The organism is Vibrio sp. RM-41-2B, from assembly GCF_024744415.1.
Lineage (GTDB): Bacteria > Pseudomonadota > Gammaproteobacteria > Enterobacterales > Vibrionaceae > Vibrio > Vibrio diabolicus.
Genome location: NZ_JAMQWD010000040.1, coordinates 18366 through 40899 on the forward strand (window position 1 = coordinate 18366; position 22534 = coordinate 40899).

At 45.2% G+C, this 22534-nt stretch carries 17 protein-coding genes; 15 read left to right on the plus strand and 2 right to left on the minus strand.

The genetic code is table 11. The features are described from left to right. The first annotated feature begins 4 nt into the window (after positions 1-4). From NB463_RS17675 to NB463_RS17700, 6 genes are all read left to right on the plus strand, one after another. Entirely contained in the window at positions 5-1783 is a 1779-nt protein-coding gene (locus NB463_RS17675; protein ID WP_258430713.1) for a phage tail protein, read from the plus strand. A 3-nt stretch (positions 1784-1786) separates the two neighbouring features. Next, on the plus strand, positions 1787-2188 hold the full coding sequence (locus tag NB463_RS17680) for a hypothetical protein (RefSeq protein ID WP_257082646.1): 402 nt from the start codon (positions 1787-1789) through the stop codon (positions 2186-2188). Continuing rightward, on the plus strand, positions 2185-3075 hold the full coding sequence (locus tag NB463_RS17685; protein ID WP_258430712.1) for a hypothetical protein: 891 nt from the start codon (positions 2185-2187) through the stop codon (positions 3073-3075). The genes NB463_RS17680 and NB463_RS17685 overlap by 4 nt, the downstream gene beginning before the upstream one ends. Continuing rightward, positions 3069-3542 carry a baseplate complex protein gene (locus NB463_RS17690; RefSeq protein WP_225495440.1) on the plus strand — a complete coding sequence of 158 codons (474 nt, stop codon included), beginning with the start codon at positions 3069-3071 and terminating at the stop codon, positions 3540-3542. The genes NB463_RS17685 and NB463_RS17690 overlap by 7 nt, the downstream gene beginning before the upstream one ends. Further along, positions 3539-5179 carry a hypothetical protein gene (locus tag NB463_RS17695; protein ID WP_258430711.1) on the plus strand — a complete coding sequence of 547 codons (1641 nt, stop codon included), beginning with the start codon at positions 3539-3541 and terminating at the stop codon, positions 5177-5179. Before NB463_RS17690 ends, NB463_RS17695 begins: the two co-directional genes overlap by 4 nt. Before the next feature lie 234 nt (positions 5180-5413). Next, positions 5414-5947, plus strand: coding sequence for a hypothetical protein (locus NB463_RS17700; RefSeq protein ID WP_258430710.1), 534 nt, complete (start codon positions 5414-5416; stop codon positions 5945-5947). 798 nt (positions 5948-6745) lie between these two features. Here NB463_RS17700 and NB463_RS17705 read toward each other — a convergent pair. Beyond that, positions 6746-7000: an Lpp/OprI family alanine-zipper lipoprotein gene (locus tag NB463_RS17705; RefSeq protein ID WP_005375145.1), complete on the minus strand. Its 255-nt coding sequence runs from the start codon at positions 6998-7000 to the stop codon at positions 6746-6748. A 551-nt stretch (positions 7001-7551) separates the two neighbouring features. Here NB463_RS17705 and NB463_RS17710 point away from each other — a divergent pair. The 6 genes from NB463_RS17710 to NB463_RS17735 all read left to right on the plus strand — a co-directional run bounded on the left by NB463_RS17710 (position 7552) and on the right by NB463_RS17735 (position 17674). Continuing rightward, positions 7552-8895, plus strand: coding sequence for a DEAD/DEAH box helicase (locus NB463_RS17710; protein ID WP_258430707.1), 1344 nt, complete (start codon positions 7552-7554; stop codon positions 8893-8895). 326 nt (positions 8896-9221) lie between these two features. Continuing rightward, complete coding sequence (locus NB463_RS17715) at positions 9222-11219, plus strand: prolyl oligopeptidase family serine peptidase (protein WP_258430706.1); 1998 nt, start codon at positions 9222-9224, stop codon at positions 11217-11219. After that, on the plus strand, positions 11220-13358 hold the full coding sequence (locus NB463_RS17720) for a TonB-dependent hemoglobin/transferrin/lactoferrin family receptor (protein WP_258430705.1): 2139 nt from the start codon (positions 11220-11222) through the stop codon (positions 13356-13358). A 12-nt stretch (positions 13359-13370) separates the two neighbouring features. Beyond that, a complete protein-coding gene (locus NB463_RS17725) occupies positions 13371-15620 on the plus strand; it encodes a proprotein convertase P-domain-containing protein (RefSeq protein WP_258430703.1) in 2250 nt (749 codons plus the stop codon). A gap of 25 nt (positions 15621-15645) precedes the next feature. Then, positions 15646-17097, plus strand: coding sequence for a DUF1566 domain-containing protein (locus NB463_RS17730; protein WP_258430702.1), 1452 nt, complete (start codon positions 15646-15648; stop codon positions 17095-17097). Position 17098: 1 nt separating this feature from the next. Continuing rightward, positions 17099-17674, plus strand: coding sequence for an Lcl C-terminal domain-containing protein (locus tag NB463_RS17735; protein WP_258430701.1), 576 nt, complete (start codon positions 17099-17101; stop codon positions 17672-17674). A 109-nt stretch (positions 17675-17783) separates the two neighbouring features. Here the strand turns inward: NB463_RS17735 and NB463_RS17740 are convergent, their stop codons facing one another. After that, positions 17784-19427 carry a methyl-accepting chemotaxis protein gene (locus NB463_RS17740; protein ID WP_258430699.1) on the minus strand — a complete coding sequence of 548 codons (1644 nt, stop codon included), beginning with the start codon at positions 19425-19427 and terminating at the stop codon, positions 17784-17786. 328 nt (positions 19428-19755) lie between these two features. Here NB463_RS17740 and NB463_RS17745 point away from each other — a divergent pair, with 328 nt between their 5' ends. The 3 genes from NB463_RS17745 to pstA all read left to right on the plus strand — a co-directional run bounded on the left by NB463_RS17745 (position 19756) and on the right by pstA (position 22499). Beyond that, the gene (locus NB463_RS17745; protein WP_005397879.1) at positions 19756-20577 is read left to right on the plus strand and encodes a phosphate ABC transporter substrate-binding protein; all 822 of its coding nucleotides are present in this window, start codon (positions 19756-19758) and stop codon (positions 20575-20577) included. 103 nt (positions 20578-20680) lie between these two features. Continuing rightward, the gene (gene pstC, locus NB463_RS17750; protein WP_005397881.1) at positions 20681-21613 is read left to right on the plus strand and encodes a phosphate ABC transporter permease subunit PstC; all 933 of its coding nucleotides are present in this window, start codon (positions 20681-20683) and stop codon (positions 21611-21613) included. A gap of 22 nt (positions 21614-21635) precedes the next feature. Next, positions 21636-22499 (plus strand): phosphate ABC transporter permease PstA, encoded by an 864-nt coding sequence (gene pstA, locus NB463_RS17755; RefSeq protein WP_005397882.1) that lies wholly within the window; start codon positions 21636-21638, stop codon positions 22497-22499. Positions 22500-22534 lie beyond the last annotated feature (35 nt).

Sequence of the window (22534 nt, forward strand, 5' to 3'; positions counted from 1 at the left end):
CAGTATGAGCCAAACCATTATCCCTGCTCAGTTTGAGCGCTATTTAGTGGATAAAATTACAGCGGGTAGTACGACAAACATGAACGAGTTTGTGTTTGCTCATATTCCTAACTTAGACGCTGAATCACCGATTGACCGTGCCCTAGGTCTGCCTAGTGAAGCGTATATCGTGCATCGTCAAAAAGTGGACCAGGCAGCGCGACTTAATAGTAATACGTTGGTGTATTCCGTCATTCTTCAGTCAACCACACCGAGTTTTAAATTCAATGCGATTTACCTCCATGACAAGCATGTTGAGAACTCCTGTGGCTTGATCGTGTATAAGAATACGGAAACTAAAGAAGAAAACATGACCACTATTAAGTCCGTCGCGCAGGAGTACAGTGGCGCTGCAGCGATAGCAAATATTCATGTTGATCCAGGAACTTGGCAGATAGATTTTCAGGCGCGCTTAATGGGCATTGATGATGATTTACGTTTGGCGAACCTTGACCATTATGGCTGTTCGGCCTTTGTACGTGGCTGCTCGGTTGTCGCTAAAGGAAAGTCAAACACATTTGTTGTTAGTCCCGGAGTTGTTTATGTCTCAGGGTTACGTGTTGAGCTCTCAAAAAAAGAGGTGGTGGTCAGTGATGGCGTTCCCTGCGGCTTGTACTTAGATGTGGTACGTCAAGGCAGCGCACTCTCTCGTTGGGAAAACATAGCGACAGTAAGAAGCTCAAAAACAGAACTCAGTAATTACGTTGATGAAAATGGTCAACAGCATTACATCGCTCGACTTGCTGGCATTGACTCCCATGGCAATGTTACTGATTGGCGCGTGTGGGATGTTGTTACTCAGCAACAAGCTGAAGCTGGTGAGGATGAATACCGTAGCCTATGGAGTGCAAAGCGAGTCTTTCAGTCTGTCGCGTCATACATCAACAAGAATGTTAAGAATGCCACTAAAACAGCCTCCGGTTGGATGAGTGCAAGCGATAAGAAAAAATTAGACGGGATTCAGAGTGGGGCTCAAGTCAATGTAGCAACTAACTTGAGCGTGTCTCGCAACGCCAATTCTCAAACGGTTAATAGCTCTACGGGTAAAAATGCCACTTTAAGTGCCGCAACAACATCGAGCGCCGGGGTTATGACCGCAGCAGACAAGAAGAAGCTGGATGGCATACAAGCTGGAGCGCAAGCGAATATCGCAACTAACTTGACGGCATCTCGCAACACCACAACTCAAACGATCAAGAGTTCTACGGGTAAAGATGCGGTTTTAAGTGCGGTGACGACATCTCATGCAGGGGTAATGACGGCAGCAGATAAGAAAAAGCTCGATGGAGTCGCCACTCAAGCTACGAAAAATCAAACAGACGCACATTTAAAGAACCGAGCTAACCACACGGGCACTCAAGCGATTTCTACCATTCGAGGCTTACAAGAAGCACTCAGCAGTAAATCAAATACAAAGCGGTCAATTTTGTGGAATGGAAGAGCCTCAAATAATACGAAGTTAAAAACCTCAGAGCCTATTACAAACTTCGATTTCTTAATAGTGACAGCCGAAGGTGGTTATGCAGGTGCGTCAGGGCTAAGCCTGAGCGCAATTGTTGATGTGCAATTAGCGATGGAGCTGGGCCAGTTTTATATCATCTTGCAGAGTGATGGCAAGTACGGGTTTACCTTGACATGTAAAGAAGTTCAATCGGTTAGAGGTGGTACTTCTCTAAAATACGATGGCGTGACCGCCTATTCAGGTGAGCATTATTTGAGAAAGATTGTGGGCGTTAAGGTGTAAGGCATGGATAAAGAGAAAATATATGGATTAGTGGGAACGGGGTGTTTTCAAGTTATCGGAGGTACCCCTCCGCATGGATGGATAGAGATCCCTTCACCACCCGAGAAGCTGCCCGCTGTCTTACAATCAAATGGCATATGGACATATCCAGATGCAGTTCCTGGTCAAGAAGAGCCAGTTATTTTTGCTGAAGCAGAAAATCAATGGGTGGCACATGAAATGGTTTATGTGGATAGACAAGTCACATTACATGAAGACTCCGATCCTCGTTCTACGCTAACTGCTTCAGTTTGGAGAAGCTACCGGAGAGCGCTGCGCGACTATGTAAAGGATGGTGTAGTAACGATGGCCATTCGACCACAACGCCCTACGGAGAAATCCATGACAATTGAAGGCCACTTATGACTTGGCATTTATCCCAATTAAACTGGCCAAGTTACTCGCAGAACATTCAAACCAAGGCTGAGTCAGTGACAGACGCAGTCGGCGCCGTAATGAATGAAGCGATTAACCGGTTAACCAACCATACAAGTGACGCCAATTACGGGCGTCACTCTTTAAGTGAAGAGGCGAGCGCTTTGCTTAAGCTGCGTAGTGAACTTCAATTCTTACTTGTCTCAGGAACCGTACTTACAGTGTCGCCATATCAGTTTCAAGTGGGGACCCGTTTGGACTCGGGGTGTTACCTCAATCCTAGTACTGCAATTAAAACGTTATCTTATAAGCTGCGGGATTACGCTGATAGGTACCGACCAAACGGCCATCTTCACGGCATTGCGATAATGGTAACGGCCTCTCAATTGAATCAATTTTCTCGGCAGCTCATTGAGCTTACATCATTGCTTCCAATGCCTGAATGGTGCCAAGTAGCTAGGCAAAGTCATGCTTTAAATACCAATGACGTTGATAAGTTCCATCAACCTGCAGCGATCGCTCTACCACGCTTTAAGCCGATGGCTTTACTCAACGCTAACCCATTACATGATGCTTTACATTGGCAAGGTGCCCAAGTAGCTACACTAGAGTCATTAGCAGACGATGACCATCACGTAATTGACAAGTTGCAGTTACTAGCAGCGAAACGCAATAAAAAGATGGAAGAAATCAAGGCTCAGCTCAACGCCCTGAAGAACTTGAAAGGAAGTATCTATGCGTTCTCCGTGGAGGGCAATGCGGAAAGTATAGCGACACGATTGAATCAAGCGGGAACGCCCAACAATCATCAATTTACATTAGCAAGCTTATTGCTTAGCTATGAACCTATGACGTTTTTTGAGGAGCTATTATGCTAGCTCTAGATGGTGTGCCAATTAACTTAGACTCGATGACCGTTGAAATGTCCATGGAGTTTAAAGACCAGGACATGAGTGGGCAGTCTTCTGGTACCGATGTGGCAGAGCAAGGTGACAAAGGCAAAAAGCTTACCTTTAGTGGTCGTGTTCCATTCATTCGTATAGAAACACTGACCCAACTTTATGCGTTTGCTTCGGACAAAGATGAGGCGAATGCTAGACGTATTTATCGAATCGGCAATGACATTGCTCTCGCACTTAAAATTCGCAATGTGAAGTTCACTGGACGTATTCAAGCAAGAGAACATGAAACTCTACAGGCTTGGAATGTTTCCTTTGAGCTTCGGGAGTACAACAGTGTTGCCGAGCAAAAAGAGCAGCGGATTAAAGCGCAAAGCAAGCCAGAGCAGCGAGAGAATACTCGGTTGAAACAGGCACTCATCACCGCAGAGGAGGCGACTCAATGAAGTTAGAGAAGCGCTTGTATATAAGCGGCAAAGAAGTCAAATTGGCAAGTAACATGGTGAGCTTAAAGCTTTCTTTGGGTAGTGTGGCCATCTTTGAAATTGAAGCAACGCAACCCCTGGAATTATTCGAGCCGGTGCGTTTTGATATTGGATATGAAAACAAAACGTCGCCTTGGTTTGAGGGCTATGTTGATAAAATCCAATCTACAGTCAATGGCTACCAAAAAATCACAGTAAAAGAACTGACAGGTATTTTAAGTAAACGTTGGTCTCTCAGTTTAGAGCATCCAAATGCCGAGCAAGTTATTGATGCGCTCTCTCACCTTACTGGTCTTGAGTTTAATCTACCTAATAAAGAATACATGAAGACCGCGATCCCAAACTTTGTTTGCCAGGGAACGGGTTATCAGTGTTTAGATCAGGTTGCTAAGGCTTTTTCTATTCCTGACTGTGTGTGGTTTCAACATACTGACCAGGTGGTTTATTTTGGCTCCTATCAAGATAGCCATTTCAACGACAAACCAATGCCACTACCTGAAGAGTTTACGAGTCGTCAAAATGGTAACAGTGTCACCTTTGTTCCGTTTCCTATGCTTAGACCAGGTCGTGTTGTGAATGGTAAGCGAGTCAATCGGGTTGACTTAATACAGGATGATATGACGGCGTATTGGAAAGCTGAGCAGACTGAAGTCATACCTAAAAAGCGAGAAACACTACAGCATTTTCCTGAATTAGCTGCGGGCTTTCACTTGCCAAAGTTCGGGCGAGTCGAAACGGTCAGAGACAGTGCGACGGCGGGTAAAGTATCTGACCCATTTCGGCCAAGACTCTCTGTTGATGTGCAAGTTCTAGATGAGAATTTGCAACCAGATAGTAACGTACCGGTTTATCGCTCGATTCCACTGCCAGTTAACATGAGCGGACATGAGTCCGGATTGTTAGCGTATCCATTAGAAGGGACATTGGTTGAAATTGCTTTCGCTTATGGTCGAAGCGATAGACCCATCATACGTGGCGTTTATGGACGTGAATATGCGCTTCCCTCAATAGAGCCTGGTGAACAACTACAACAGCAACGTGAAGAAGTGAGTTATCGAGTCGATGCCGCAGGAAATACAACACTGCAGACTGACCAAACTCAAAATCAGAGAGCGTTTGGTAAGTTAGACCAATTTGAACGGTATAAAGGTGAGTTTGGCCAGCATCAGCTTTTTGTAAATGAGCACAGCACTGAAGAAGTGAATGGTAAGAAGCTCATTGAAGCGCTTGGCGCTATTAATTTGTTGTCAGGAGATGATCTGGTGTTAGGAAGCCTGGGTAACATGCAAACGGCTACCGCTGGCGAACTGATTGAGACCATCGGAAAATTTCGCCGAAGTATTGCCGCTGAGCACCAATGGCTTCAATCACCTAAGACTTGGATAGGCTCTAAGCAAGAGAATGTGTTGATTCTTTTATCGGAGCTAATGCAGGTGGTTAAAGAATTGGCCGACACTTTAGCAACGCATACACACAGCGGTGTAGCACCAGGACGAGCAAGCACCAAAACACCAGTCCAAGCGAATGATATTGTTGGCCATGGGGAGGATAGTATGAAATTGAAGGGAAGACTCGAACCGATAACACAAACAAGCTAGTTGCCCAACGGGTGGGGGATAACCCACTTGGACTTTAATGTTGATAGCTTAACAATTGTTATCCATATATTAATTAGGCTTATTACCTTCTTATGCCATGTTTTTGATAGACAAAATAACCATTCTGTAGGGAGATTCGCTGGAATACTCTATTAGGAATAATAACTGTTTGAAATTATTGTTATTCTCTTTCCTATTTTTGTATTTAAAGAACCATTAAGTAGGGGTAAGGGGATGACAATCAGTACTCTAGTAGCTGCAGTATTTGTAGTGGTGGGTTTGTGTCTCGCTTTTAAAAAAAACACTCAAAATAAGAAGATCTACAAAATGTTTGAGGACTGGAATTGGTGGGTAGAAATTGTCAACGAAGACCACAAACCTTGGCTCTCTGGTAAAGTGGTTAGAAAATCGAAAAATTACCAGTTTGCTATCGTTGGTTGCTTGAAGAGAGATGGTTTAGATACGGAGTTATTGAATAATCTAGAAACTAAGTTTGGGGCTTTGCCGGACTTTGTCCCATGCCAGTGTCTCATTCTAGACGCTTCAACGCTTGTGCTTTGGGGAGTCGAAGATGATGAAAAAGTTGCTGAGCTTTACCACTGTATCCCAACTAAACAATCAAGTTGCGTGAAGCTAGTTATTCAAGATTCAACCATTGTTCTTCCCGAAGACGATGAAGATCTGAACCAATTCGAGCTGCTATGGAGCTGCTCTGAAATGCAGTCCGTAGGACAAGGTGATGATGAAAGCAAGTTTAAGGCATATTAGCACACATAAAGAACTTGATTTTCACACAATCAACGCAGCCATACGGCTGCGTTTTTTTATGTTGGTCTCAAACTAAAGCTACAAGTCATATGGCGATGAACGGTTATGAACTCACGGGACAGACTGAGCGGATGACAAAATCCGCACTCTCCTCACCCGCCTGCGAGGTTTTTCGATCAGTTTTTTTTCAGTTTTTGATGTGTGAAAAACCTGAGGGCCAGAAAGCCAAGCAGGTAAAGCACAAAGCCTTTTGCTACAAGGCGTTTCTGGATAGGGTAAATCGCTGAGAATGGCTTGTACTGCCTTATATAGAATTTCAGTCATTTCAGTTATTTTCAGAAAATTGAAAAATAGACGATCAGAAAAGATTAAGTGATTGACTGTAAGGCATTGAAAAATAATGGTATTGACGATTTTTGTCACTGTGTTGATGATCTGGAAGGTTTTTTAAAGATCTCTTTTCTGTCTTGTAAAGTTAGGCAAGACAAGGTCTGAAAGAGAAATTCAGTGGATTTACATTTTTCAAAACAGAACAGAAGAAAACGGGAAAGCTCTACGATAATATCGGTCAAATGATGTCACAAAAAAGCGGATTTCGCTTATCCATTCCTTTACATTTCGTATAAAGGTGAGTGTTCATTCCACGGAAAAATAAACCAACGCAGTCACTTAAGCTTGATTTGAAAGAAGCTATAAAACAAAGTGGCGACATAAAACCGTGTCGCCACTCCATCGCCAATCAATGAAATAAAATCAAATAAGTTGTTGATTTTAAACTTAAATTTTGGCTATTCTTTCTTACTTAGTGTAAGACTGAGCGATGTTATCGATACGCTCGTTAGCACGCTCAGCTTCTTCTTGAGCAGCCATTGCTGCTGCACCTGATTTTTGAACGTCAGATTGAAGAGCTTGTACGTCTTGGCTTAGTTGGCTAACTTGGTTGCTTAGTTCGTCTAGTTTTGCTGCATTTGCTGTTGCTGCGTCATCAGAAGAAGCACAACCTGCTAGTAGAAGTACTGAAGTTGCTGCAGCTGCGATCAACGTTTTGTTCATATAAGAACTCCTTGCTTATAGTGAAAGTCTCGCTACCAACTATTATTTTATACAGTAGCGAGGTTAAATGTGGATACATTTTATCAGTACATGATGTAGCAAAAGTCAAAAAAACCCAAGAATTTCATGGAGTACCTGACGTCAACTTTTACCTGAGCTTAACAAAGGTGAGTGAATTATCCTCTCCCTTATTCCCACAACAGTTCTCATAGCAGGTGTTTTTGCCACGTTCCTGATATCAATAATTTAGACGATATTGACACAAATGAAAGTTTCTCGGCGCAAATAACTGCATTTACGCAGTTTTATTGGAGAACGAGAGGCGCACCTTGAGCTCGCTTTTCTCTAAATCTTAAGCCAAGCAGCTGACCAATAAAGCGAGGGTTTGTTCTTAATTGAGCCGCAAATGATGTTTTGTTTTCATCCGTGGGAATTAGTTTGTGTGATCTCTATCTATACTCCTATGATTTGCGGTATTATACCGAGCTTTATTTTTTTGCTGCGTTAGAGCGGAAACGACATTACAGAGCGCTCAGACGCTGACTGATTTATTGGAGAATACTTTGCAATTTAAAGATCTAGGCCTAGACAACCGATTGTTGAAGAACCTAAAACACTACGATTTTAAAAAACCAACTGACATTCAAAAGCAGGCTATTCCTGTTGCGATTGCAGGCAAGGATTTATTGGCATCTTCGAAAACGGGTTCGGGCAAGACTTTGGCGTTTGTATTACCAATGCTTCACAAGTCTTTAAAGACAAAATCGTTTTCTGCCAAAGACCCTCGCGCAGTTATTCTTGCTCCCACTCGTGAGCTAGCGAAACAAGTGTATGGTGAGCTTCGCTCTATGCTTGCTGGCCTATCTTATGAAGCTGCATTGATTTTGGGTGGTGAGAACTTTAATGATCAAGTGAAAGCACTGCGCCGTTACCCGAAATTCATCGTGGCGACACCAGGACGTCTGGCTGACCACTTAGAGCACCGCTCGCTTTACCTTGAAGGTTTAGAAACGCTGATCCTTGATGAAGCAGATCGTATGCTGGATTTGGGCTTTGCACCAGAGCTTCGTCGTATCCATAAGGCAGCTAAGCATCGTCGCCGTCAAACATTAATGTTCTCTGCGACGTTGGATCACGCCGACGTAAATGACATTGCGGCTGAAATGCTTAATGCTCCGAAACGTATTGCTATCGGTGTTTCTAACGAAGAACACAAAGATATCACGCAAAAATTCTACTTGTGTGATCATCTTGATCATAAAGAGGTGATTCTAGATCGCGTACTTTCAGAAGCAGAATATCGTCAAGTTATCATCTTCACGGCGACGCGCGATGATACAGAACGCCTAACAGCGAAGCTAAACGAGAAGAAACTGAAGGCTGTTGCATTGAGTGGTAACTTGAACCAGACTCAACGCAATACGATCATGAGCCAGTTTGAGCGAGCGGTATTCAAGATCCTAGTGACAACAGATGTCGCTTCTCGTGGCTTGGATATTGCGACAGTGACACACGTCATTAACTTCGATATGCCAAAGCATACTGAAGAATATGTACACCGTGTTGGCCGTACGGGCCGTGCTGGTAACAAGGGTGATGCGATTTCTCTTGTTGGTCCAAAAGACTGGGATAGCTTTAAACGTGTAGAAGCTTACCTACAACAAGATCTTGAGTTTTCAGTATTCGAAGATCTGAAAGGTAAGTTCAAAGGCCTGAAGCCACCTAAGCCAGATTTCCGTAACAAGAAAGCGACAGCGAAGAAATCACGCCCTCAAGCGAAGAAGTCGGCTAAGAAACCTGTTAAACGTGACAAGAGTTTCTACAAAAACGTATCAGTGGGTGATGATGTGTTCATCCCGAAGAAAAAGCCAGCGGCACCAAACTCTGAAGAGTAAAAGTCGCACCAGTTTTCAACTGATTTTAGTTTTTCAAAACCCGAGTGTTCGCACTCGGGTTTTTTTATGCTTATCTCCAGGCGAAATGATGTCTTTCTATACTAACGTGTTTGCTAGGCTTTTATATTTATCTGGTTTTATATAAACAGCATAGATCGCTAATTTAGAGAGATATTAAGTTTTATCACCTCGGTCCAAGCAAACGTTTTTCCTCACATACTAGATAAAAATTTCACATGATTATGAAAATGATAATTGATCTCATTTTTATTTAAGGGCAGAATACGCGCCATTGTATTAATCCTATAAATGAATTCGCTCTCTATATGAAATTTACTCATGTTTTTTTAGGGCTCATAATTACCTCTAGTTCTTGCTTTGCCGTTAATGACTTTAATTGGTTGCGAGATGACGCTCGTAAAGATGAGCGAGTTCTTACCTACCTAACAGAGCAGAACCGTAAGACTGAACAGCATCAAAAAAAATATCAGACGTTGACGCAAGATCTTCTCGCGCAGTGGGAAGCCATGGTGGCAGATAAAGGTGATAAACCATGGTCGATCGTAAATGGACGCGAATGGACGTTAACACGTCGTGACGGTGGTTATGTGTTGCTATCACGTTCGAACCAGTATGCACAAGAGAACACAGTATTTGATTTCTCTGAACGTCAATCTGCATATCCGTATTATCAAGTAGGGCAGTGGCAAGTAAGCGGAGACACGTTGCTTTTTACTGAAGATATTGATGGCAGCGAGCAATATCGCGCCGTGGTTGTTGATTTACTCTCTGGCCAATCTACGGAGCTGGCAACGCACGTCGATAGCGGTGTATTGCTTTCACCTGATGGTAAGATGGCTTACCTCGTTTCGAAGGAAATGCGTACACAGCGACCTCATCAGATCCTACGCATCTCCACTGAATCTTTGGCTAAAACAGTTGTATGGCACGAATACAAATCAGATTGGTTACTTTCTTTCTACCGTGCGGCAGATAGCCGTTACGTGGTGCTGCAAAGCAACAACGAGTCAACCACAGAGCAGAAGCTCGTTGATCTAGAAACGGGCACCGTAAGCGATTCACTGAGAGTGCCGGAAGCGGGCGTGGAATATTACGCGGATGTGGCGAAAGGGCGCGTTTACATCAACAGCAACCTTGAAGGTACATTTGCACTTTATCAAACCGATCTAGCACCTCTTAGCGCAACATGGCAACGCTTTACTACCCCTCGTGAACCGCTTGACCAGTTCTACCTTTATGATGCAGGAGTTGTGGCACTCAGTAAGCCGAACAACGTAGCGACATTGACGGTGTATTCATACCAAGGTCAGGAAAAAGTGATACTGCCATTAGAACAGGATGGCAATGTCGCTTGGTTGAGTACGTTGGGCGATTTTGAATCAAACAAGATTCGTATACGAAGCATGTCGATGACTACGCCTCCTCAGTGGGAAGAGTTTGATGTAAAAACGCTGACTAAAACCTTGTATTCTCAAGATACTTACCAAGATTTTGATAGTCAGCGTTATGTCTCCCAACGCATTTTTATCAAGCACGATGGTGTTTCTGTCCCGGTCTCTTTGGCGTATCGCAAAGACAAATTACACGCGCAATCACCTGTGATGATTTACGGCTATGGCGCATATGGTTTTACGATGAAACCGTACTTTATGCCTCAAGTCATAAGCTTGCTCGACCAAGGCGTGATTTACGCTATCGCTCATGTTCGCGGTGGTGGGTACTTTGGCGATGAGTGGCACGAGCAGGGCCGTGGTGTGCGCAAAGCCAATTCTATTGGTGATTTTGTCGCGGCGGCTAAGGCGCTGCAAACATTCGAACGTGGCAATAGAGAGGTTTTTGCCATCGGTTCAAGTGCTGGTGGCACGTTGGTCGCAGGAGCGGTTAATCAAGACCCTAAATTGTTTTCAGGTGTAGTGCTTAAAGTACCTTTTGTTGATGTGGTAGCAAGCATGTCGGACACCTCACTTCCGCTGACCACACAGCAGTATGGCGAATGGGGTAACCCAACCAAATCTGAGCAACTGGCGCTAATGAAAGCGTACGATCCAATTCTCAACATTCATAAAGACGCTTACCCACCCATGCTGGTTCAAGTCGGTTTGATCGATCAGCGCGTGCCTTACTGGGAAGGTGCCAAGTATCTCGCCAAGGTTTCCGCGCTAAGTGAGCGCGACGGGCCGTACTTGTTGCAGACCGATTTTAATTCGGGCCACCAAATGGACCCACGACAAGCGCAAGAACAACAAGCAAAAGAATACGCCTTTCTTTTATCACTAATTAAAACATCTAAAGCGGAGCAGTAAATGAAGCTTACCCCAGTGTCAGCGGCAGTACTTTCGGTACTAGCTGCCAGCCAAGTGCACGCCAAATCTGACGTTTTCTCTATGGAAGAGGTCGTGGTGACGGCGAATCGGATTGAACAACCAATGTCTGAACTAGCAGGCAGCGTCGCAGTTGTCACCAGCGAAGAGATTGAACAAAAGGGCGAAACAGAGCTTTATGATGCGCTGCGTCACGAACCTGGGGTAAGTGTGTCGGGTGGCGCTGGTCGTCCACAAAACATCACGATTCGAGGCATGACGGGTAACCGCATTATGATCATTCGTGACGGTATTCGCTCAGCAGACGGTTTTGGTGCGAATGACAGCAATGACAAAGTGGGCCGCGATACGTTTGATCTTTCTAATTTGGAATCATTAGAAGTAGTGAAAGGGGCGAGCTCCTCAGTCTTAGGTTCTGGTGCTATCGGTGGCGCTGTGATTCTAAAATCCAAACAGCCGGGCGAGTTTTTAAAAGATCGTGACTTTTATGTTGATGCCACGGGCACTTACACGGGGATCAGCAATAAATACAAAGGCGCGAGCAATCTGGCATTTCGTTCTGGCGACACGGAAAGCTTAGTCAACGCGGCGTATTGGCAAGGTGAAGAGACGCGTAACTTCAGCCAAGATTTGTACAACCGCGATTTGGATGGTTACAGCGCGTCATACGCCATCAATCATTTTTTCAATGATGAAGTGATGGTCAAAGCGCGTGCCGAACTTTATCGGCAAGACCAACAACGCCTGGAAGGTTCGCCATCTATACAGAAGGATGGCAAATGGCATATCGAAGACTTCGCAGAAGATGAATCGACAAAAGAGTACAGCGCTTACATTGGTGCAGAGGTTACACCGATTAATCCAACTTGGTTCGAAGAGTTAGATACAAAGGTCTACTGGCGCCACACCGAAGTGGTGGAAGACACGAATCGTTTAATTAGACAAGTTGACCACAATGGTTTGACTGTTAGACGTCGCGAGCTAGAACACAAAACCTTCATTGACGAAACAATTGGCTTCCGTGGTGATTTCACCAATACGATTTATGCTGCAAATGCTGAGCACCAATTGGCTTACGGTATCGAGCTTTCTACTGACTATTATGAACGCACAGATAGCGATTCCAAGATTGATTGGAACGGGGTAACGCCTTCGACCAAACAACCTTTCGCTCCTGCTCGTGCTTATAACATTGGTCTGTACGTTCGAGACATGGTGGAGCTGGATAAATGGACCATTACAGGCGGCCTGCGCTTTGATGCGCATCGTCTAACACCGGACGGTGAGGGTGAAGTGGGCGGCTTCCCATTAAAAGACATGGATAGCTCAGAGGTATCTCCAAGCCTATCGATTTCTCGTGAAGTGTTTGCCAATAACATCGCTTATGTATCTTATAACCACGGTTATCGTGCTCCGGAATACGACAAAGCGTATGGCTTCGTAAACCATGACTTTGTGCCGCTAACGCCGTTTGTCATTGCACCGAACATGGACCTAGAGGCTGAAACTTCGGACTCCTTTGAAATCGGTAACAAATTCGATAATGGCCGCGCGCAACTTTACGTTTCTGCGTTTTACAACAAGTTCCAAAACTTCATTGATGTAGTTACCACAGGGCAAGATAACTTCGGTAACTACATCAAGCAATACCAAAACTTACACGGCGTTGAAACCTACGGCGCCGAGCTTTCTGCCGCGTATGCTTTCACATCGTCTTGGAAGCTAAGTACCAAGCTTGGTTATGTTGACGGAAAGGACGCCGAAGGCGAGTACGTTCGTAGCATCACACCTTTCGAGGGCAATGTTGGGCTGAACTATCAGCAGCAAGACTTTAATGCGTTCGCGACGTGGAACTGGGCTGGTTCGATGGATCGTGTGCCGAGCTGCCAAACGTCACTTGGACAAAAGACCGAGTGCGCACAAACAGATTCATGGAACACGCTTGATTTGGGGGCAAGTTACCAAATCACCAAAGATTTTCGTTTGAGTGCGACCATCATCAACCTGTTCGACAAAGAATACATTCGTTACCAAGACGTTGCTGGCATAGCAGATGAGAGCAAACGCTACTCAACGGAACCAGGTCGTTACTTTACGGTTAACGCGAAGTACATCTTTTAGTAGGAGCCCTGCATGAAACTCAAACTTTTAGCGCTTTCTCTTGCGTTGGCAGGCGTTCAAGTGACGAACGCTGCCGAGTGGGATTACCCTAGCGCGGCTATTACGGTCACGAACCAAGCCGACGCGCTGCGCTACTTACAAGCCAATTACGCTAGCGCTGGCGAACTTAAGTTTCGCTATCAAACTCGTTCTCAGCTCGGAGATCATTACAACTTTGATGTGTGGGTCGATGGGCAGTATCAACCGCAACGCACCATTGTGCTGTCGACTAACCAAGACAGCCAAGTCGAGCGTATTTTCAAAAGCCTTGAAGATACGGTGATTCGTAATGGTGAGGCGATGCCAGCCGGAGAACTGGAGCTGCCTGTTCGATTGGAAGTGACTGAGCCGCCAGCATTGAGCTCTGGTGAGTTAGTGACCGTTCCCGTCTCACTCTTTGATCCTGATTTACGTACATTGCAACAACAAGCTGCGCCTGATTCTGCGTGGAATTCGTTAGAGGATTATCCACAGCCACTTCAATATGTTGAGAAGCAGATTCAAGTTTTGCAGTCTGGTGGCAAGTTCTACCTAGCTAACGAGCGCGTTAAACAGGTGGATGCACTTGCATTACTGTCTTCACCTGCGGTAGATGCGGAGCCTGTGCGTGATACAAGCAGTATTTTGCCGCCTGAGGGGGTTCAATCTTTTGCTGATGTAAAAGCGATGCAAAGCGCTCAACTTGGCGACAATGCCTTTTTGCAGTTGATGGCGTTTTACCATCTTGATAGCTCACTGCAGTACTTATCGAGCTTGAGCTATGACTTATTTGAAGAGCCGCTTCGTTTTGATGGGCGTGGTTTAGCGCTCGACAACTCTTCTTACTACACAGGTTCGCGTGCGCTGATGTTAGGCGTTGGCGGAGTATCTCCAGATGCTGCAGATGCAGATGTGATTTTGCACGAGCTAGGACACGGTATTCACTATCAAATCGTTCCTGATTGGGCGTATGGACATACTGGCGCGATTGGAGAAGGTGTTGGTGATTACTGGGCGGGCAGCGCGAGCTACCGAACACAGTATTTAGACGCAGCTCGCCGTGGCCAAGAATTCGAGTTAGATACGGTGTTCAACTGGGACGGTATGTTCGGAACACGCAAAACAACTCGTAGCTTATGGAACCAAAGAGCGCGTTACTTCGAGAGCTCAGAGTATCCAGCGCACGTTAGTGTGGGCGGTGAACTCGGCGATGAGCTGTGGTCAACGCCACTGTTCCAAGCGCTTAAAGCATCGGTTGAACGATACGGTGATGACACCGATAGCGTGTTCCGCGAGTTTGACGCCATTGTCCTTGAAGGCATGTATGGCATTGGTCGTGGCGTGAAAATGCATGATCTGGCGGAATCGACCGTGTTTGCCGCAAACACTTTGTTCCCAAATAAAGACTATGCCCAGTTCCTGACGGACAGCTTCAACAAACACAACTTACTTAAAGCGCCTCTTCGCGTTCGCTATGACGCTCGATACATCGCACAAGGTCAAGACGTTGGTGTGAGCCTGAGCCAAACTGGCCGTGAAGCGAGCATCAAAGGGCAATGGCAGCTAAACAACGAATCCGTTTTCGATTTTGATGAAACGCTTTCTGACTTGACCTCAATGAAGGTGGCTTTACCAAGCGGTCTGACATGTGGCACGCAATTCGATTCCTCTATCTCATTGGATTACCAATTTGCTGAGGGCTTAAAGACTCACCAGTGGAGCAAAAAGGTGATGCTGGTTAACGGTACGCCAGAGCTCGATTTCCAGCCTCAACCAGTGAACTCCGCTTTGCCGGAGCAGGGCGACAGATTGTTCTCTCAGACGCTATCGGACAAGTCACGCACGATTGATGATTCGTTTGCGGTTTACCTGAACATCGAACATGACTCACTGCAGGATCTGCAAGTGACGCTTGTGTCTCCACAAGGTAAATCGGTTGTGCTACTTAGCCATCAATCAAGCAATACCAATGGATTTAAAGGTTACTTCACCGCTCAGTATGACGAGGAGTTACAAGCACTTGTCGGTCAACCGAGTTGGGGTACTTGGCGTCTCGAAGTATCTGACCGCGTGTCAGGGAACTCTGGGGTGTTGAAAGAGTGGGGTGTTAGTCACTTTGCTCAGTATCAGTGTAGTACTGATACCACTAAAGAAAGCAGTGGTGGTTCAGGTGGCAGTGGTTCGCTTTGGACCTTGGTAGGACTTTTCCTGCTTTCAACGGTGAGAGTGATTCGTTCTCGTTAATTAAAATCTAAAGAAGACAAAATTTATGAAGTTTCAATATTCTTTCGTTGCTATGTCACTAGCCCTAGCTGGTTGTGGCGGTGGCTCTGGTGGTGACACGTCAACACCGACCTATAATGTAGCTGGCACCATCGTTTCTGCAGGTACACTTCTTGATACGCCAGTATGTATCGATTTAAACCAGAACTACGTTTGTGATACTACTGAACCGAGTGCTAAAACGGATAATGCTGGTAAGTTCTCCCTGACGTCAAGCGACAAGAACATTTTGACTAGCACGATTCTTGCTCAAGTTGATCAAGGCTCAAACCAAACGTTGCGTCTTGCGGCTCCAGGCCAAAACTTAGCAACGGGTAACACAGTAAATGGTGTAACAACATTGCTCGCAGGTCTTGTGGTTGACGGTAAAACCGTTGCTCAAGCTGAAGATATTGTTAAAGCGCAACTCACGGATGCCGGCGTTTCTCTATCTGGTACGGTAATGTCTAACGCAGAAGCCAGCGAGCTAGACAAGCTAGAGCAAAACACGGTTGCGCTATTAGCTGCGATGCAACCACAACAAATGACCAAAGGCGTAGCGCTGCTTGCTCAAAGTCTTAGCTTCCAAGGTAAATCGCTAGCCTCTGATCTTCTGTCTGAAGCGGAAGTGAGTGCATTTGCTGAAGAGATTGCAGCGGTTGCTGAACAAACGGTTGGTAGCAACGATACGGGTGCCGTTCTTCATTTTGCTGATGGCGCAGCAGACGTTGCTGAGGTTCAAGCTGCTTACCCTGGTCAAGATGCGGAATACGGCTTCGACAAACAGGAGAAGCAAACGTCGACAGGCACAGGCTTTAAGTTCGTTAAGCTAGATTCACAAGGCGCTGCTTTAGCTTCAGATGCCACTGAATGGTCTTGCACTTTGGATGAGCGTACTGGTCTTGTTTGGGAAAACAAGAGTGCGGATGCGAGCTCTATTCAATTTAAAGACCGCCTATTTGCGTTTGAGTCTGAAACATTTAAGCCATTTAGCAAAGATGTAGATCTTGCGGGCTGTAAAGAGGTGGGCGATGAAATTTGTACTACGAGCCAATACGTTGAGTACATAAACAAACAGTCGTTATGTGGAATCACTGGTTGGCGCCTGCCTACTTACCGTGAAACTTATGACTTACTAGACTTTGGTGAACAAACACTGTTTGCTCCGAACGATGAATATGCAAAATACAACGTCTATGGTTTTAATGTTAAATACTTTCCACAGCAAACCATAGGTAGTCCTTATTTAGAACAAGGTGCGTTTTGGCATGACGGTTTTAGGTTTACGGACACATCATCACAGCTCATGGATGGTGAGATTTATTTCCCCGCAATTGTCTCTCGGGGCGCAGATAGAGGGGCTACTTCATTCGTTGAGATTCGCTCAAGCAGTACAAGTGAAGATGCCTATGATTCCTACCAATTCCCAATCCGTCTAGTAGCAGTTAAGGGACAATAAGATGAAGAAACTAATGACCGCGCTATCTCTTGTGTTGGCTTCTCAAGTAGCAATGGCAGCACAAGAGTGTTCGACTGAGTTTGCTAAAACAGCACCTAATACACGTTACACTTATTCAGATAAGGGAACTGTAACTGACTTAAAAACAGGTCTTACATGGATGCGCTGTCCAGTCGGTATGACATGGAATGCAGCAAACGAAGAATGCACCGGAACGCGAGCTACGATGTCATGGCAATTCGCGCTGTCTACGGCCCAACAAATTCGTAATCCGTCCGGTAACCACCCTCTACACAACTTTGCTGGCAAAAAGAATTGGCGACTAGCAAATATTAAAGACTTGGTATCGTTAACGGAGCAAGCTTGCTATAGCCCAGCGATGAATGGTACAGGCTTTGCGAGCGGTTATACACTGACAGACAAGGACGATATTTTAGGACGTAATATTTGGAGTAACACACCTAATGGTGATGGTAAGCATGTTGCTACTCTTGATACGACTAATGGTGAGGTTTTCAATAGAGATCCATTAGACTCAAGTTTCAAAAGCTCTCTCTTGTTAGTGACAGATGAATAATACTTATTACGTTAATAAAGATTGATAGCTTTGCCTTTATAAAAAGCTCCGCTAGTGCGGAGCTTTTTTCGTTTCTAACCTTTGGCACTTATCGTGTTGAGCAGAATGTTTAAACTTGGAACTGCTTAAGTTGGTGCTTTTGGTTTTCCGCTAAGCCCGAAAGCTCTTGAGCGGCAGCGGCGGATTGCGTAATGCCAGTTACGTTCTGGCTCACCAGCTCATAGATGTTCGTTAAGTTGTTGTTGATATCAGCCGTGACCTGTTTCTGCTCTTCTGATGCGGTCGCCACTTGAGTGTTGATTGAGTTCAGATCGGCGATAGCGTTACTGATATTAGCAAGTGATTGGCTAACTTCTTGTGCCAGAGTTTGGTTGTCTGACAACATGGCTAAGCTAGAGTGCATGCTTTCATTCGCGTGACCAGATTGCTGTTGAAGATCTTCAATGATGGTCTGGATCTCTTTTGTCGATTCCTGAGTTCGCGCCGCTAGCATACGTACTTCATCGGCGACTACCGCGAAGCCTCGGCCACTTTCGCCCGCTCGTGCAGCCTCGATCGCTGCATTCAGTGCAAGCAGGTTGGTTTGCTCAGAAATGCCTTCAATCACTTCGATCACGCGACCAATGTGTTCTGATTGATCTTTCAGCGATGTCACGACGGCTGCGGCTTCGTTGAGTTGTTCTGCCATTTTTTCGCTTGCGCGAGTGCTTTCCTCAAACATGCTCAGACTTTGTGAGGTAAGCATGCGTGCTTGATTTGATGCGCTATCGGCTTCTTGTGCATTGGTCGATACCTCAGCTGCGGTAGATTCTAGCTGGTTGATCGCCGAAGCCACTTGCTCAACTTCTTGTTTTTCTTGATCCGAATTGACGCTGCTTTGAGTCATAACGGTCGCTAACTCGGTCGATGCTGATGCCACATCTTCACTAATTCTAACTAATGCACTCACGGTTTCACGCAGTTTGTCGATGGTTTGGTTTACATCCTGAGCCAGTTGCGACACTTCGTTTTTTCCGATGGCTTCGGCTTTAACCAATAGATTTCCCTTCGCGACTTCTTGCATGGTTCCTTGAAGGTTACGAATCGGTGCAACGATATAGCTGGCTAGTATCCAACTAATAAGCGAAGCAGCACTCAAGATCACCGCAAGTGAAACCGCACTGTAAGTGAGCGTGGTTGAATGCTGTTCGCCATTCGCTTCCACTTCATCGGTGACGATTTGATTCAATTGTTTAGACAGGTTGTCGATGGCGTTGATCATAGCTTCGCCAGCCAATCGATATTCTGCCATCGCAGATTCGTACTTTTGATTGAAATCGGATGTGGTGTAGCCAGAAGAGTGTTTGGTGGTGAGCAGAGGTGTCATGGTGACGCGCGTGAAATCAACATAGTGATCCATGGCTTTGCGCATAGTATTCACTTCGGTTTGAACGCCTGGGAGGCTATCGATGGAATTCAGAAAAACGCGGTTTATGTTTTGTCGTTCAGACAGTTCTTGGTTGAGAGATTGGACATCTTCGGCTCTAAATAGACTGTAAATGGCTTTGATGCGCATGGCGTAGGTGTTGTCTACGATGGCGCTGAGTTCCTCTTTATGAATGATCAGCTTGTTGGTGGAAGTGGAAACCTTATTGAATGCTTGGTCGAGCTTGCCGATTCCGACGCTCAATCCAATGACGAGTAATACAACGGTGAATAGAACAGGTAAAAAGACCTGAAGTTTAATAGAAAGCGTACTAAGAAATTGACGCATGATTGACCCTCTATCGGTTTGATTATTATCTTTTTTATAAATAAGCATTTCGATTTTAATTGTCATATTCGTCAAATCAATGACTTACTCATATCCAATTGTTATGAAATGTACCAAAATCGATGGAGTTATCATTTTGAGCGCGCGGCAATTTACAAAAGCGCTAAGCTAAAAACGGTAAAGGGATCAGTCGCGGAATTAATATACAGAAATGACAACGTGTCATAGAGGGTTCAACTAAGTGAAACACAACTGTCATATTCAAATTCTAAAGTGAGCACCGTTCAAGTGAAACACAACGGCAATAAAGCCACTTAAGGAAATTGTGATGAAAAAGACAGTAATCGGTGCAATCGCACTTCTAGGCGCAATGGCAGTGACTCCTGTTTCTGCTAAAGAAACTATCTCTGCAGTGGGTTCTAGCAGCGTAACTCCACTGATGGAAGTTTTCTCTGAAACGTACATGAAGAAGAACCCTAACGTATTTATCGAAGTTCAAGGCCCTGGTTCTTCAGCTGGTGTTAAAGCAGCAAAAAATGGTTCAGCAGACCTTGGTATGTCTTCTCGTAATCTAAAAGACTCTGAAAAAGAATCAACACTAATCGAAGAAGTGGTTGCTCGTGATGGTATCGCAGTGGTTGTTAACCCACAAAACAAACTGCCTGGCCTAACAGCAGAGCAAGTGACTGCAATCTACAAAGGCGAAGTATCAAACTGGAAAGAAGTCGGTGGTGCAGACAAGCCAATCGTAGCAATTACTCGTGACACGGCTTCAGGTACTCGTGGCGCATTTGAAGACATCATGTCTCTTAAAATGAAGATTTCTGGTAAGAAGGTATCAGCTATCTCTCAACGAGCTCAAGTTGCAAACGGTAACGGCGCACTAAAAACAATGGTTGCATCTAACCCATACGCAATCGGCTACATTTCTCTTGGTACTGTAGACAACACTGTTAATGCTCTAGCAATCGACGGCGTTGATGCAACGGTAGCTAACGTGAAAAACGGTTCTTACAAAGTAGCTCGTCCATTCCTTGTGCTTTACAAAGAAGGCAAGCCATCAGCTGAAACGCAAAAATTCCTAGACTGGATGCTAACTGAAGATGCGCAAAAGCTAGTTGACCAAAACGGTTACATCTCAGTTCACTAATTCTATCGGGACTCTTAAGTTTGCTCAGCCCACCATTTAGGGCTGAGCCTTTTCTATCCATAGTGTTCACCGGCAAAACGCCCAGAACCGTGAGATTTTTTAAATGACCATCGCAACAAATAGTGAAAAGCTTATGAATACTGACGCTAAAGCTATCAGCAAGCCCGGCCTGCGCGAGAAACGTCGCGTAGACTGGAAAGAGCGTATCTTCCACGGCTTGTTCCTAACCAGTGCCGTTATCGGCATCGTCTCATTAGCCGTTATTGCATACTTCATTGTTCGAGAGAGTATCCCGGCATTCCAAGAAGCTGGTATATCGGGCATCGTTCTTGGACAAAACTGGCTGCCGCCTGCACTTTACGGTGTTGCGACAATGATTGTTGCATCTATTGTATCGACGGCAGGTGCGGTAATCGTTGGTGTACCAATTGGTGTGCTGACGGCTATCTTTATTGCCGAAATCGCACCAAAGCGTCTTGCGGATATTATTCGTCCTGCAGTTGAGCTTTTGGCAGGTATCCCGTCTGTGGTTTATGGTTTCTTTGGTTTGGTCATCATCGTACCGCTGATTCAAAACATCTTTAATGTCCCTGCGGGTAACACGATTTTGGCAGGTATCATCGTGCTTGGTGTGATGATTCTACCGACCGTAATCACGGTATCTGAAACATCTATTCGAGCTGTGCCTCGCGCATACAAAGAAGGCTCTTTGGCACTTGGCGCTTCGAAAATCTACACAATCTTCAAATTGCTCGTTCCAGCGGCTCGTTCAGGCATCATGACGGGTGTGATTTTGGGTATTGGCCGTGCTCTAGGTGAGACAATGGCGATCATCATGGTGATGGGTAATGCACCTGCTATGCCAGAAGGCATCTTGGATTCGGCACGTACGCTAACCGCAAACATCGCGATTGAAATGTCTTACGCAAGCGGTATTCACGCCAACGCTCTTTACGCCACCGGTGTTGTACTTCTGGTCTTCATCATGTCGTTGAACGCTGTACTTCTTTACCTAAACCGAGAAAAAGCGAAGTAATCGCTCGTTAAAGGTGACTATTATGGATCGCGCAAAACTAAAACAAGCTCGCCAGTTCAAAGATAACGTCTTTAACGCTTTGGTTTGGATTTCGGCAGCACTAACGGTAGGTTTTTTGTTCTGGATTATCTGGTACATCCTATCAAATGGTCTACAACACGTAGATTGGAACTTCATTACTGATAACTACACACGTACTGGTGAAGAGCACGGTATCTTCCCGATGATCGTCTCGACCATCTACATGGTTATCGCATCCATCGCGGTAGCGGCGCCACTGGGTATCATGACGGCAATTTACTTAACCGAATACGCGAAAGTCGGTAGCCGATTGGTAAAAATTATCCGATTCTGTACTGAGTCGTTGGCGGGTATCCCGTCGATCATCTTCGGTCTATTCGGTATGACGTTCTTCGTGGCAATTCTTGGTCTGGGCTTCTCGATTCTGTCGGGTGCACTGACTCTAAGTATTCTTATTCTGCCAGTGATCATCCGTACTACGGAAGAAGCACTAATGGCAGTGCCTCAAACGTATCGTGAAGGCTCTTACGGCCTTGGCGCTTCAAAAATTTACACTATCTGGCGTTTGATTCTTCCGAGTGCAATGCCAGGGATCTTAACCTCGGTCATTCTTAGTATTGGTCGTGTCATTGGTGAGTCTGCTCCTGTATTTCTGACAGCAGGCATGGTTGCTCGTATTCCAGATTCTCTGTTGGACTCCGGTCGTACATTAACCGTTCACCTATACAAACTGACTACCGAACTGTTTACCGTTGAAGAATGGAATCAGGCTTACGGTACCGCAACAGTGCTTATCGTGGTTGTTCTTCTGATCAACATGGTAACGAAACTGATTGCTAGACGTTTTAACACCGCAACTTACTAACAACACTAATTAAGAACGCACGTTAAAAGACACGA

Excerpts from the sequence above, each read along its gene's own strand:
- NB463_RS17675 (WP_258430713.1), top strand. The coding sequence starts at position 5 with ATGAGCCAAACCATTATCCCTGCTCAGTTTGAGCGCTATTTAGTGGAT.
- NB463_RS17730 (WP_258430702.1), top strand. The coding sequence starts at position 15,646 with ATGAAGTTTCAATATTCTTTCGTTGCTATGTCACTAGCCCTAGCTGGT.
- NB463_RS17735 (WP_258430701.1), top strand. The coding sequence starts at position 17,099 with ATGAAGAAACTAATGACCGCGCTATCTCTTGTGTTGGCTTCTCAAGTA.
- NB463_RS17715 (WP_258430706.1), top strand. The coding sequence starts at position 9,222 with ATGAAATTTACTCATGTTTTTTTAGGGCTCATAATTACCTCTAGTTCT.
- NB463_RS17695 (WP_258430711.1), top strand. The coding sequence starts at position 3,539 with ATGAAGTTAGAGAAGCGCTTGTATATAAGCGGCAAAGAAGTCAAATTG.
- pstC (WP_005397881.1), top strand. The coding sequence starts at position 20,681 with ATGACCATCGCAACAAATAGTGAAAAGCTTATGAATACTGACGCTAAA.
- NB463_RS17705 (WP_005375145.1), bottom strand. The coding sequence starts at position 7,000 with ATGAACAAAACGTTGATCGCAGCTGCAGCAACTTCAGTACTTCTACTA.
- NB463_RS17745 (WP_005397879.1), top strand. The coding sequence starts at position 19,756 with ATGAAAAAGACAGTAATCGGTGCAATCGCACTTCTAGGCGCAATGGCA.
- NB463_RS17680 (WP_257082646.1), top strand. The coding sequence starts at position 1,787 with ATGGATAAAGAGAAAATATATGGATTAGTGGGAACGGGGTGTTTTCAA.
- NB463_RS17690 (WP_225495440.1), top strand. The coding sequence starts at position 3,069 with ATGCTAGCTCTAGATGGTGTGCCAATTAACTTAGACTCGATGACCGTT.
- NB463_RS17685 (WP_258430712.1), top strand. The coding sequence starts at position 2,185 with ATGACTTGGCATTTATCCCAATTAAACTGGCCAAGTTACTCGCAGAAC.
- NB463_RS17725 (WP_258430703.1), top strand. The coding sequence starts at position 13,371 with ATGAAACTCAAACTTTTAGCGCTTTCTCTTGCGTTGGCAGGCGTTCAA.
- NB463_RS17720 (WP_258430705.1), top strand. The coding sequence starts at position 11,220 with ATGAAGCTTACCCCAGTGTCAGCGGCAGTACTTTCGGTACTAGCTGCC.
- pstA (WP_005397882.1), top strand. The coding sequence starts at position 21,636 with ATGGATCGCGCAAAACTAAAACAAGCTCGCCAGTTCAAAGATAACGTC.
- NB463_RS17740 (WP_258430699.1), bottom strand. The coding sequence starts at position 19,427 with ATGCGTCAATTTCTTAGTACGCTTTCTATTAAACTTCAGGTCTTTTTA.
- NB463_RS17700 (WP_258430710.1), top strand. The coding sequence starts at position 5,414 with ATGACAATCAGTACTCTAGTAGCTGCAGTATTTGTAGTGGTGGGTTTG.